At 68.6% G+C, this 11482-nt stretch carries 14 protein-coding genes; 5 read left to right on the forward strand and 9 right to left on the reverse strand.

Features of this window, described 5'->3' with window-relative positions:
* Positions 1-61 precede the first annotated feature (61 nt).
* A complete protein-coding gene (locus tag QC180_RS25935) occupies positions 62-1387 on the reverse strand; it encodes a hypothetical protein (protein WP_278265441.1) in 1326 nt (441 codons plus the stop codon).
* 225 nt (positions 1388-1612) lie between these two features.
* Here QC180_RS25935 and QC180_RS25940 point away from each other — a divergent pair, with 225 nt between their 5' ends.
* The 3 genes from QC180_RS25940 (at position 1613) to QC180_RS25950 (ending at position 4315) form a co-directional block, all read left to right on the forward strand.
* Positions 1613-2509 (forward strand): hypothetical protein, encoded by an 897-nt coding sequence (locus tag QC180_RS25940; protein ID WP_278265442.1) that lies wholly within the window; start codon positions 1613-1615, stop codon positions 2507-2509.
* 202 nt (positions 2510-2711) lie between these two features.
* Complete coding sequence (gene gntA / locus QC180_RS25945; RefSeq protein WP_278265443.1) at positions 2712-3401, forward strand: guanitoxin biosynthesis heme-dependent pre-guanitoxin N-hydroxylase GntA; 690 nt, start codon at positions 2712-2714, stop codon at positions 3399-3401.
* 35 nt (positions 3402-3436) lie between these two features.
* A complete protein-coding gene (locus tag QC180_RS25950) occupies positions 3437-4315 on the forward strand; it encodes an ATP-grasp domain-containing protein (RefSeq protein WP_278265444.1) in 879 nt (292 codons plus the stop codon).
* A gap of 47 nt (positions 4316-4362) precedes the next feature.
* On the opposite strand, the gene QC180_RS25955 is transcribed toward QC180_RS25950, so the two are convergent.
* The 8 genes from QC180_RS25955 to QC180_RS25990 all read right to left on the reverse strand — a co-directional run bounded on the left by QC180_RS25955 (position 4363) and on the right by QC180_RS25990 (position 9830).
* Positions 4363-5691, reverse strand: a complete 1329-nt coding sequence (locus tag QC180_RS25955) for a prenyltransferase/squalene oxidase repeat-containing protein (RefSeq protein ID WP_278265445.1) — start codon at positions 5689-5691, stop codon at positions 4363-4365.
* A gap of 32 nt (positions 5692-5723) precedes the next feature.
* On the reverse strand, positions 5724-6584 hold the full coding sequence (locus QC180_RS25960; RefSeq protein ID WP_278265446.1) for an EamA family transporter: 861 nt from the start codon (positions 6582-6584) through the stop codon (positions 5724-5726).
* Between the two features lie 62 nt (positions 6585-6646).
* Positions 6647-7006 (reverse strand): hypothetical protein, encoded by a 360-nt coding sequence (locus QC180_RS25965; protein ID WP_278265447.1) that lies wholly within the window; start codon positions 7004-7006, stop codon positions 6647-6649.
* Positions 7007-7037: 31 nt separating this feature from the next.
* On the reverse strand, positions 7038-7424 hold the full coding sequence (locus tag QC180_RS25970) for a beta-sandwich lipoprotein (RefSeq protein WP_278265448.1): 387 nt from the start codon (positions 7422-7424) through the stop codon (positions 7038-7040).
* A gap of 3 nt (positions 7425-7427) precedes the next feature.
* Positions 7428-8711: a hypothetical protein gene (locus tag QC180_RS25975; RefSeq protein WP_278265449.1), complete on the reverse strand. Its 1284-nt coding sequence runs from the start codon at positions 8709-8711 to the stop codon at positions 7428-7430.
* Positions 8708-8923 carry a hypothetical protein gene (locus tag QC180_RS25980; RefSeq protein WP_278265450.1) on the reverse strand — a complete coding sequence of 72 codons (216 nt, stop codon included), beginning with the start codon at positions 8921-8923 and terminating at the stop codon, positions 8708-8710. Before QC180_RS25980 ends, QC180_RS25975 begins: the two co-directional genes overlap by 4 nt.
* Positions 8924-9011: 88 nt before the next feature.
* On the reverse strand, positions 9012-9284 hold the full coding sequence (locus QC180_RS25985; RefSeq protein WP_278265451.1) for a MoaD/ThiS family protein: 273 nt from the start codon (positions 9282-9284) through the stop codon (positions 9012-9014).
* 3 nt (positions 9285-9287) lie between these two features.
* A complete protein-coding gene (locus QC180_RS25990; RefSeq protein ID WP_278265452.1) occupies positions 9288-9830 on the reverse strand; it encodes a WD40/YVTN/BNR-like repeat-containing protein in 543 nt (180 codons plus the stop codon).
* A 281-nt stretch (positions 9831-10111) separates the two neighbouring features.
* Here QC180_RS25990 and QC180_RS25995 point away from each other — a divergent pair, with 281 nt between their 5' ends.
* Together QC180_RS25995 and QC180_RS26000 are read left to right on the forward strand one after the other, a co-directional pair.
* Positions 10112-10660 (forward strand): VldE C-terminal domain-containing protein, encoded by a 549-nt coding sequence (locus tag QC180_RS25995; protein ID WP_278265453.1) that lies wholly within the window; start codon positions 10112-10114, stop codon positions 10658-10660.
* A gap of 86 nt (positions 10661-10746) precedes the next feature.
* The gene (locus QC180_RS26000) at positions 10747-11481 is read left to right on the forward strand and encodes a glucose 1-dehydrogenase (protein WP_278265454.1); all 735 of its coding nucleotides are present in this window, start codon (positions 10747-10749) and stop codon (positions 11479-11481) included.
* The last annotated feature ends 1 nt before the right edge of the window (position 11482 follow it).

The raw sequence follows: 11482 nt of genomic DNA on the forward strand, positions 1-11482 counted from the left end.
TATAGTTGAAGGTAGCGACAGGTTCGCGGTGTTCGGCCGATGTGGGTGCTGGCCTTCGATGTCAGGTGGGGTCTGCTTCCGGCTTGTTGATCGGTGTGTTGGTGCGCCGGGTCAGCCCGACCGCGCACCAGGCGCACAGTCCGGTAGCGATCAGGCCGGGCAGGATCATCTCCGGGCGGGTGAGCACGAGCTGTTGCGGCGGATCGGTGAGCATCAGTTCAGCCTGCCCGCGGGCTACGCCGGACCAGGGGATGTACTCGCTTTCCAGCCAGTCGGTGTGGCGTGGGATCGACGCGGGGTCGGTGGCGGCGGGGAGGGCTGTGGCGGCGAGTGTCGTTACGGTGGGTAGGACCGACCAGCCTGCCAGCAGCGCGGGTTCCATGGGGAGGCACGAGGTGCTGGCGGCTACCGCGAAGAGCAGCAGTGCGCCGGCTGTCAGCCGCACCCAATTCGTCTCGGAGATGAACGACAGGGTTGCGATCAGTCCGGCCCCCGCGCACAGTCCGACGGCGAGCGCCGGGCGATGGATCCGCACACCGCAGAGGGCGCCGCCGATCAATGCCGCGCCGCCGACGGCCAGGGTGAGGATCGAAGGGGTGCGGTCGAATCCGGGTAGCAGGATGAGGATGCCCGTCGCCGCCACTGCCGCGGCCAGCGAGTTGGCCCGGTCGGGAGGAAGAAATCGCCGGGCGGCGGCGAACGTGCCCAGGATCAGGCCGGTAACGGCCGCCGACAGCCATTCGGAGTCGGGCCAGAATCGCACGACGAGCCCTGCCGCGATTGCTAATGTGGCACCGAAAGCGACTGAGGTGCTGGGCAGTTCGTCGTTGATTCGGTCGGTGCGCGACGACCACATGGCAGCGAGCAGTGTGACGAGGGTCAGGCCGGCCACGATGAATTGCCACGGCTGTTGGGCAACGACGGTCGACGACGGGAAGTCGCCGTAGGGATATCGGCCCGCGTCGAAGCGGGTATCGAGCTGGAATCCGAGAACGCCGGCGGCGATCGCACCGCCGAAGAACCACCGCTGGGCGGCTGGGCAGATTACGGCGGGGACGATGAGCAGGCCGAGACCAATGCCCAGTGCGAGTGGTAGCTCATTCCATTCCTGGGGCGCCGGAAGTGCGTGGAGGGAGCCGACAACGACCAAGCCGGCGAGGCCGGTGCCGAAGGCGGCGACGCAGCCGAGCCGGCCCCAGGTCAGCAACCAGACCGCGACCATGCCGACAAGGGCGGCGATGACCGCCGTGGTGACTGCGGGTGTACCGAAGAGTTGTTCGCTCGCCGTGGTCGTCCATCCGGCTCCGACGGTGCGGTGGACGCTGTATCCCAGAATGGCGCCGCTCAGCAGGCTGGAGGCGGACACCGCGATCGGCCGGATGTTCACCTGCCGCACCTCGGCTCCATTTCATTGATTGCTGCGTCCGGACCGCTGGGCCGCTGGCGGCAACCCCCAATGCTGTCGCTTCCGGAAACTATTTCGTTACCCTCGCCTTCTCGTAAGCGGTGGCGGCACGGCATAGGCTCGTGGGCTTTCAGAGGGGGCTGCTATCAGACGAGGTCGGAGCTGTCGGTCGGCGCGCGTACGCTGCCCGGCATGGGATCACGGTGCGTGATTGTCGTCAAAGATGCTGGTGCGGAGGAAATCTACTATTCCCACTGGGGCGGGGACGCGTTGCACCTCGACCTCGTGGCGGGGCCCGATGCTGCCGTTCGTTTCGCGACAGCGCAGCGGCGGGAACAACGATGGGTGGCCGATCTGGTCGCGGCGGCGGTCATCGACGTGGGTCGAAGCGTGCTGCTGTGGTACTCGAGGTCTCTCGGTGAGACCGCGGCGCTGCATGCGGTGTTGGAAACCATGCGGGAGACCTGGACCGGCTGGACCGTGCACTGGGCTCGGGGCGCGGACGGCGAATTGATTCGCTACTGCGAGGGCCGTCGGCCGATGTGTTCGGTCTTCATCGTGGAGAACGATCGGCCGCGCGTCTACGCCTCGCCGTTGCCAGTCCGGGCCTTGATCGAAGCCGGGCCCGGCGTGGTCGAGCAGATCGCGGTCTGGGAATCCCCGGACAAGCCGGAGTCGATACCAGCGCACGGTCTGATCCTCGTCCCGGCCGACCGGGTCGGTGCGCACTGGGCATTCGATGGGAGCGCCGACGATATCGACGTGGCGCGGGCAGGGTGGGGCGAGTGGAACTGGGAGGACTGGCGGCCGCGGCTGGAGGCCGAAGCCGGAATCGAGCGGCTGACGTCGTCACGGATGGCGGGGGCTTTCACCGAACTGTCGGCGGCGTTCGACAAACATCAGGTTCTGGATTCCGGGACCGAACTCGCGGCGGTGCTGCTGAACGCGACCGGGTGGATCGAACAGGCCTTGCGGTCTGGCGGCGGGAACGCGGTGCGGGTGGAGGACAACTCGTTCACGCATCGGCCGGTGGAGCTGACCGAAGGCGAGGTGCTTCGCACCAGGGTGGCGATCCGATCCGCACGTTCGCGGTTCGAGGGATGAACGGGACGTGATCCGCGACACGTTCGGGTGCCCGATTCGGCTCTCGAGCGGCCCGGATGATCGCGGGCGCCGGTTCGATCGATTCGCGTCCCCGGGCGGGGGCTGTCAGGATCACCCTCGCAGTGTGGGCGAGGTGGCTGTGCGCCGAGTCGATCGGTGGCGCCCGCTCGAGTTCGGATGTGGTTGGAAAGGAACGCCGGGGTTGACGACGGACGCGCGGGCTGAGGTGGAGAAGTTCCTGCTCGGGGACCGGTTCGCCTGTCTGGCGGGGCGGTCGGCGTGGCGGCAGGGTGGGATCACGCATCGGCATTACGACGTGCTGGGTGGGGTGGAGTCGGCTCGGTTGATGGCGGGGGATCTGGCGGAGTTCGTGGGGGCCGCGGACTGGGGGTCGCGGAAGTTCACGAGTTTCGTGGCGACCTTCGAGCAGCCTCGGGGAGTGGATGAGCTGCGGTTCGAGGAGTTGTTGTGGGAGCATTTACAGTTTCTTCATGAGGCGGATGCGGAGCGGTTCGCGTGGGCGGCTGGGTGTTCTTCGGATCCGCAGTCGGGGGAGTTCCGGTACAGCGTGGCGGGGCATCCGTTCTTCGTGATCGGGTTGCACGAGACGCATCGGCGGTTCGGGCGGCGGCCACCGTTTCCGATGTTGGCGTTCAATTCGCACGAGCAGTTCGCGCGGATCAAGGCCGACGGGATGTGGGATCGGCTGGCGGACAAGATCCGGAAGCAGGACATCTCGTTGCAGGGGGATATCAATCCGAATCTGATGGAGTACGAGATGCTGTCGGAGGCGCGGCGGTATTCGGGGCGGCCCAAGCCTGCGGATTGGCAGTGTCCGTTCAGTGCGCGCGTCGCGGCGGAACGCGAGTTGACGGGTACGCCATCGGCGTGAGCTGGGGTTTCCGCTCGGGACAGTAGGATTCGGCGGTGACCGCGACGGTGTTGTTCTGCTCCGATCCCCTGAATCCTCGGCGGGTCGACGACCATTTCGGCGCGCAGGCCGATGCTGTGCGGACCGCGGGTGGGACCGTCGTGGTGTTGGACCACGAGGCGTTGACGGTGGGAGACCCGGTCGCGGCGGTTCGGCGGGTGCCACGCGGTGGTGGGCGGATGTGGTATCGCGGGTGGATGATTCCGGTGGATCGCTATCGCGATCTGGCACAGGCGCTTTCGTCGCGTGGGTGCGCGCTGGAGGTGTCGCCCGCATGCTATGCGAAGGCCCATGAACTGCCGGGATGGTATGAGTCGTTCGCCGGGTTGACGCCGCGGTCGCGGTGGTTGACCGGGAAACCGGGGGAGGTGCCCGGACAGTCGGTGCTGGCCGAGCTGGCCGGGTCGCTCGGTGCGGGTGCGGGGATAGTCAAGGATTATGTGAAGTCGCGCAAGCACGAATGGGACACCGCGTGTTACGTGCCGGATCTACGGGATATCCGCGCGCTGCACGGTGTGGTCGAGCGGTTTGTCGAGCTGCAAGGGGAGTACTTGGCCGGTGGGGTGGTGCTGCGCGAATTCGAGGACTTCACCGATGTGACGGGCGCTCGGGCGGCGGAGGCCAGGGTTTGGTGGCTCGACGGTGAACCTGTCGTGATCGGGCCACATCCCGATGATCCGGCGGTGTGTCCGGAACCCGACTTGTCCTGGGTGGCCGGGGCGGTGTCGGCGCTGGGCTGCCGGTTCGTGACCACCGATGTCGCGCGTCGGGCGGATGGTGACTGGCGGGTGGTCGAAGTCGGTGACGGGCAGGTCAGCGATTTGCCGTCGACAGTAGACGCGATGGCGCTGATCGGCCGGTTGATCGCGAGGTGACCGCGCGGGTGTCAGTAGGCGCCTGCGTAGCCGACTACTTCCACGGGTCAGCCGAGTAGGAACGCCACCGTGGGGAAGACGATGGTGGTGGCCGCGGCGAAGACGAGGGTACCGACGCGTCCGGAGCGATGCCTGGCGAACAGCGTTGCCGCCCAGCAATAGCTGCCGAACGAGATGAACAGGGATCCCCAGACGACGAGCGCCCGGCTCGACACCTCACCGAGTGGCTCGACGGTCCCCTTGTCGAACGCCAAGGCCAGGGTGATGATCGTGATTCCGGCCGCCGCGGCCGCGCCGAAGACGGCGGCACCTGCGGAACTGTTCATGGCGATCGGAGCGCGCGGTGTCGGTGCGATCGGCTGGGGATCGGTGTGGTGCGCGCCGGATTCGCGGCAGATCATGTCGAAGACCGTGGCGGGATTGACCCACTGGCGGACGCCGGAGTGCACCTCGGTCAGGGCTTCCACGGCCTGCGCGGTCGCGTAGGTGGTGATGACGCCTTCGCGGGAGGTGCGGAATCCGCCGTGGTCGCGATGGGTTCGCTCGGACTGCTGGAAGTCGAGCAGCTGGACGAGCGCGGTGCGGAAGGTCGGGTGGAAGATCAGGCGGTCGCCCGCGGTGGCGAGGGCGGCGACGGATTGCTGCAGCGTGGAGTGATACCAGGTCTGGGCGACCGCGCCGCGGTGGATCTGTTCCTCCTCGAGGGTGCCCGGGGCGGTGTCGAGGTGGGCGAGGATCCGGTCGACGGTGCGGGTGTGGGCGCGGGCGAGGCGGGGGCCGCCGAGGGCAGCGATCGCAGGGTTGCCGAGCAGGTGGGCGATGTGGGCGGCGGCGTGGTTCGACGCCGCGCGGGAATCGTCGTCGAGTACGGCGGTGACCAGGAACGAGACACCGCGGGCGGTGGCCTCGGCGGCCGCGTCGTCGGCGCCCGGGAATTCGAGGAGGGCGCGCACGGCGGCGGTGGTCGCGGTCACCGAGATCGGCGCGATGCCATCGGAAAGCGCCCACCCGCCGGTCTCGGGGTCCTGGGTGGTGAGCAGGGTGTGCCGGGAAGCGAGAACCTCGGTGGCGGTGAGGGGTTCGCCCAGGCGGCGCAGGGCGCGCAGCCGCCAGGCGGCATCGATCGGTGCCTGGAAGACCCATTCGCCTTGGGTGTGATGGGAAACCGAAGTGCGCCGCATCATGGCCAGCACCGCCGGGGCGTCGGGGACCGGGCGACGGGCCGCGGCGAGCGCGCAGACCACCTCCGCGGTGTCCTGCGGGTTGGGGGCGACATCGGCGGACCAGCCCCAGCCCGCGACCCCGTCGCCGGGACGGACGAGGGTGCGGCGCAGCCAATCGCATGCCCGGATGATGCGGTGCTCGAAATCCGACATGCTGCCCCGGAGCCAAAAACGTTGTGCCGCAACTATAGCTGGGCGCCCTGCTCGAGAACGATGGCAATGACGATGAAACCGCCCGCCGCCAGCAGCCAGATCGACATATTTGTGTGGTCCAGCACGGCGATCACGGTCCACGCGACGATGGCCTCGTTCAAGCCGACGACACCGGCCGTCGCGGCGTCCGTGTGGCGCATCGCGCGCCAATAGAGCGCGAAGCCCGGCCCGAGCAGCAGCGCGCCGAGGGCGAACTCGATCACCAGCTGGCCGGGGGCGGCGGTGTCGACGAGCAGGTAGGGCATCGTCAGCAGGCCCGCCACACCGAGCTGGAGTCCGGCGGACGCGGTGGGGTCGCCGCGGCGGGTGGACTCCCGCGCGACGAGGGTGATCAGCGCCGCGACGGCGAGTGCGCTGCCGACGGCGAGTGCGCAACCGACGATCGCCTGGGCGGTCGATACTGCGGTGCCGGGGCGCATCGAGACCAGGACGACCGCCGTGACCACGAGCGCGATCTCGGTGATCGCCCGGACGTCCAGCTCGCGTCGACGGGTCAGCAGGGCGCCGACGAGCAGGATGATCGGTGCGGTCAGGTGCAGGGCCACGACGACCGGGACGGGGCCGATGGCCAAGGCCGCGGCGTAGAGCGTGATGTTGACGGCTTCCAGAAAGCCCAGCACGAGAGAGGTTTTCGGGTGCGCGCGCAGGTCCCGCAGCGGGTTGCGGCCGCCCGCGACGGCGAGGAGCAGCAAGGGGGCCGCGGCGCCGATCGCGACGGTCGGGCCCACTCTGCTCGATCCGAACAGTGCCAGACCCGCCGAGAAGAACCCCCACAGTGTCGTCGCGGCGATCAGGGTCATGACCGAGGTCTGTCTGCGGTCCAGCTGCGTCATTCGTCGCCCCCCGACTGATCGTCTGCCGGGCTCAGACTAACCGCGGGCGCAGAGTGTTTCGGTCATTGCCCGAAGGAGCGCCGGAGTTTCGCGTTGATCACGGTGTTGAGGCGGTAACGGAGATGGCCGATCGCCGAATCGTCCAGGTTCGGTGTGTCGACATAGAGCGTCCAGCGCAGATCGGTGCCGCTTCCGCCGTCGGAGGGCAGGTCGAAGCGGATCCGCGCGGTGGGGTGTTTTGGCCACAGCGAGCTCCAGACGACCAGGTGGGGATTCGATCGTTCCAGGACAGTGGGGCGTTGCTCATCGGACAGCAGGATCAGCCACGGGCGGGTCGGGTCGCGATCCGGGTCGGTGAGGGCGGCGAAGACGGCGTGGGGCGGGGCGGGCTGGTTTCGCTTCCTGCTGCCGATGGCGTGCATGTGTCAAGGGTATTGGCCGTGGTGAGGTCGGTCAGTTGCGGTCGATGTCGGCGAGGATGGTTTCGGGTTTGAAGATCACCTTGTAGTGGTAGGGGCTGACGTTGGCGGCGTCGAGTTGTTCGACGAAGTAGCTGACGTTGTCGGACAGGCCGAGGAAGTGTTTCTTGTACTCGTCGTCGCCGGTCTTGCAGGTGACCTCGAGCTGGTTGTTCTCGTCCTTGATCGAGCACTTGCCCTCGATGGAGAGCAGGTATTTGTCGGTGATGCCGTTGAAGAAGACCACCCGGCGGTTGATCTTGAACTGATCCGATTCCTTGGAAAGGTTCTTCGACACCACGTCGGCGTCACTGGCGCATCCGGTCAGTGCGAGGGCACCGGCGAGGAGGGAGATGGTGGCGGTGACGAGCGTGTTCCTCATTCCCTAGTGTAGCCCGGTTGCCTTGGGCGGCAACGGTTGTTCGTCGGTGGACAGTGCCGTCGCGACCTCGTCCAGGCCGCAGGCGCGGGCGCGGGCGACCAGGAGTTTGCGGACGCGGTCGGGGAGTTCGGGGGTGAGGGTGACGAGGGTTTGCCAGGCGGGGTGGTCGGTGGTGTCGAGGAGGTCGACGAGGGTGTCGAGTTCGGGCATGCCCTCGAGCAGGGCCAGGACGCGGGTGCGGGGGGCGCCGTCGACGGACAGGGCCAGGGGGAGCATGGTGGGGGCTTCGGGGCTGGCCGCGACGATGAGTTCGCGCAGGGCGTCGTCGTCTTCGGCGAGGACGCGCTCGGCGATGTGGCGCTGCTGGGTCGGGTCGAGGTGGCGGACCAGGGGGAGCAGGTCGAGCCAGAGACCCTCGGCGAGGGAGATGTCGGAGACGCGGGTGAGGGTGGCGGGGTCGTGCATGACGGGGCGCTGGGCCAGGCGCCGCAGACCGGTGATGGCCATGCCCGCGGCGACGGGGAGCAGGGCGTCCCAGGCATCGAGTTCGGCGACGGCGGTGAGGAGTCCGTCGAGGACCTCGTCGTCCTGTTCGGCGACGATGTCGGCCATGCGGGCGCGTTCCTCGGGGCCGATGATGTCGAGCAGGGAGATCGCGTCGGCCCACTGCTGCTCGGCGTACATGGCGTCGACCATGCCGGGGACGCGGTCGGTGACCATGCTGAGCAGGCGTTCGGCCTGGGAGCTGTCCTCGAGGTGCAGGCCGACCTGGAGGATGTCGCGGTCGGCGGCCTCGGGCAGGGCGGCCCAGAGGACGGAGTCGGGCATGGCACCGGCCAGGCGGCCCATGGTGAGGTAGTCGCCGCGGTCGATGAGTTCCTTGGCGACCTCGGCGGCCATCGTGTCGGGGACGCGGGCGATGACCTCGGCGGCGCGTGTGGGGTCGAGCAGCACGGTGGCGTCGGCGAGGAACTTCGGCGACAGGGATTCGGCGATCGCGACCGCGCGGGCGGGTTCGACGGCACCGGCGACGGCGGCGGCCAGGGCCGGGCCCAGCGCCTTCTCGGCGACGAGTGCGGCGACCGGCTTGGGGACCAGTTTCACCGCGGCGGCGACGCGTTGCATGCGCAGCACGTCACGGCCCGACATCTCGTCGCTGACCTGGTCGCGGAAGGCCTTGATCGCCGAAGGTGGTTGCGCTGTCAGGAAATCCAGCTCGGCGGGGTCGACGCCGAGTACCCGGCCCAGCTTCGCGATCTCGGCCACGGTGTGCCGCGTGCCGCTCACAGGCCCAGGACCTTGCGCACGGCGGGGCGGGCCAGGCGCGGGATGAGGTGCATCCCGGCGCCGAGCGCGTCGTCCATGGCGGCCTTGCGGGCGGCCAGCGCGGTGCCGACGAAGCCGTCGAGACGGGCGAGCTCGTCGCGGTCGAGCGTCGCGAACTCCGCCGGTGGCGGGCCGCCGAGGGTGGCGGTCAGCTGGTCCAGACGATCCGGCACGTGCGGGCTCCTTCGAACATCTTGCGGCAGTGTCGATTACACGATAGCCGTGCTTCGGTGATGCCGACGTCCGAGAGGTGACGGGCGCTCAGCCTCCGGCGACCGCCGGGATGATCATGACTTCCGTGCTCGCGGTGAGTGGGGTGTCCGTGCCGTCGAGGGTGCGGCATTCGTCGCCGTCGATGTAGAAGTTGACGTAGCGGCGCAGGGTGCCGCGTTCGTCACGCAGGCGGCGTTCCAGTGCCGGGGAGCGGTCGCGGAGGGCGTCGAGGGCCCGGCCGAGTGTCGGGGCGTCGATGTCGAATTCGCGGGCGCCACCCGCGTAGGGGCGCAGCGCGGAGGGGAGCAGGACCCGGGCCATCGGTCAGCCGACGACGGCGGCGCGCACGCACAGGACGTCGGGCAGCCGGTCGGCGACGAGTTGCCAGTGGTCGCCTTCGTCGGGGCTGCAGTAGACCTCGCCGTTGCGGGTGCCGAAGTAGATGCCGGTGGGGTCGGCGTCGTCGGCGGTCATGGCGTCGCGCAGGACCGAGGCCCAGAAGGGGACCTCGGGTAGGCCGTCGGTGCTGGCCGACCAGGTGCGACCGGCGTCTTCGCTGCGGTATATCGCGCAGGTGGCGTTCGGGGGGAAGCGGAAACGGTCCATGTCGGCGTCGAGGGGGAAGGTGTAGACGACACCGGGGCGGCGCGGATGGGCGACGATGGGGAAGCCGAAGTTGTCGGGCGGGAGGTCGGCGTCGATGGACTGCCAGGTGGCGCCGTCGTCGGTACTGCGGAAGACACCGCCGTGGTTCTGCAGGTAGAGCGTGCCGGGGTCCTCGGCGTCGCGGGCGACCTTGTGCACGCACTGGCCCCAGTCCGGGAGCTCGCCGGGCAGGAAGGTGCCGATACCGAGCAGAACGGCCATCGCCGACCTCCGGGTCGTTTCACCGACGTGCGTGGTTTGGCAACGAGCGTACTCCCAGGCGGCGAAGGGGCAGCGTGATCGCCGTGCGTGGGGGATACTGGTCCGACGCGCGCGAGCCGTCGCGCGGGCGTGACATTGTCGCGACCATTTCGTAATCTAATAGTGACTTGTTCTCGACAGTAGCTGGTGATTGAAACGTGCCTGGTCAACATCGCACTCCCGCGCCCCCGTCCGGTCGCATGTCGCTCGCTGTGTGCAGCCTCGCGGCCACGGTTCCGGGAATGTTGTGGATGGCACTACGTCCGGGCGCGCCCGAGGTGCAACAAGTCGCGTCGGTGACGCCGCAGACACCCTCGGCGATCGAATTGGACCCGCTGCCCGCGCTCACCCACGACGCTCCGGCCGAACCGACCCTCGCGCCGGTCTCCGCCGACGACGAGACGGCGATGCTCTCGGCGGAGAAGCTGAAGCTGTCGTGCTCGACGGAGTGGAAGGGCACGCGTCCGCACGTCGCGCAGGTCTCGCATATGGTGCAGAAGATGTTCGGGCTGTCCGACATCGGCGGCGCGCACGGCCGCTACGACGGTGACCACGGCGCCGGACTCGCCCTCGACATCATGACCTCCAACCAGGGCCAGGGCGATGCGATCGCCGCGTTCGTGCTGGCCAACAAGGCGCGCTTCGGCGTGACGTATGTGATCTGGCAGCAGCGCTACAACGACGGCAGCGGCTGGTCGTTCATGGAGGACCGCGGCAGCACGACCGCCAATCACTACGACCACGTGCACGTCTCGTTCGCGGCCTCCGCGGCGACCGACCTACTCTGCTGAGATATTCCTTTCCGGCATATCGGCCCGGAGAACCGGACGCCCTCCTACGGTGAGGTGATCGGAGTCTCGCGAGGAGGTATGTGGACATGGCACGGTTGACCGGCAAGGTCGCGCTGATCAGTGGTGGTGCGCGCGGAATGGGCGCCGCGCACGCGCGCCGGTTCGTCGCCGAGGGTGCCTCGGTGGTGCTCGGTGACGTGCTCGACGACGACGGCGCCCTCGTCGCGAAGGAACTGGGCGAGTCGGCGATCTACCGGCATCTGGACGTGCGCGAACCCGAACAGTGGGACGCGGCCGTGGCGGCGGCGGTCGAGACGTTCGGTGGGCTGCACGTACTGGTGAACAACGCGGGGATCGTCAACGGGAACCGCCTGGTCGACTTCGCGCTCGACGAATGGCAGCGGATCCTCGACATCAACCTGACCGGCACGTTTCTCGGCATGCGGGCCGCGGTGCCCGCCATGACCGGCGGCGGGTCGATCGTCAACATCTCCTCGGTCGAGGGGATGCGCGGCAGCCCCGGACTGCACGGCTACACCGCCACGAAATTCGCGGTGCGCGGACTGACCAAATCGGCGGCGCTCGAACTCGCCGCGCAGGGTATCCGGGTGAACTCGGTGCACCCCGGACTGATCAGCACGCCGATGACCGAGGGGATTCCGGCCGACTTCCTGCAGATCCCGGTCCAGCGGGCCGCCGAGCCCGACGAGGTGTCGGCGCTGGTGGCGTACCTGGCCTCGGACGAGTCCTCGTATTCGACCGGGGCGGAGTTCGTGGTCGACGGCGGGCTCACGGTCGGGGTGCCGCACAAGAGTTTCTGAC

The organism is Nocardia anocheti, assembly GCF_029675105.1.
GTDB lineage: Bacteria > Actinomycetota > Actinomycetes > Mycobacteriales > Mycobacteriaceae > Nocardia.

Coding starts and splice junctions, on each gene's coding strand:
- QC180_RS25955 (WP_278265445.1), bottom strand. CDS start 5,691: ATGTCGGATTTCGAGCACCGCATCATCCGGGCATGCGATTGGCTGCGC.
- QC180_RS25960 (WP_278265446.1), bottom strand. CDS start 6,584: ATGACGCAGCTGGACCGCAGACAGACCTCGGTCATGACCCTGATCGCC.
- QC180_RS25965 (WP_278265447.1), bottom strand. CDS start 7,006: ATGCACGCCATCGGCAGCAGGAAGCGAAACCAGCCCGCCCCGCCCCAC.
- QC180_RS25970 (WP_278265448.1), bottom strand. CDS start 7,424: ATGAGGAACACGCTCGTCACCGCCACCATCTCCCTCCTCGCCGGTGCC.
- QC180_RS25985 (WP_278265451.1), bottom strand. CDS start 9,284: ATGGCCCGGGTCCTGCTCCCCTCCGCGCTGCGCCCCTACGCGGGTGGC.
- QC180_RS25990 (WP_278265452.1), bottom strand. CDS start 9,830: ATGGCCGTTCTGCTCGGTATCGGCACCTTCCTGCCCGGCGAGCTCCCG.
- QC180_RS25995 (WP_278265453.1), top strand. CDS start 10,112: ATGTTGTGGATGGCACTACGTCCGGGCGCGCCCGAGGTGCAACAAGTC.
- QC180_RS26000 (WP_278265454.1), top strand. CDS start 10,747: ATGGCACGGTTGACCGGCAAGGTCGCGCTGATCAGTGGTGGTGCGCGC.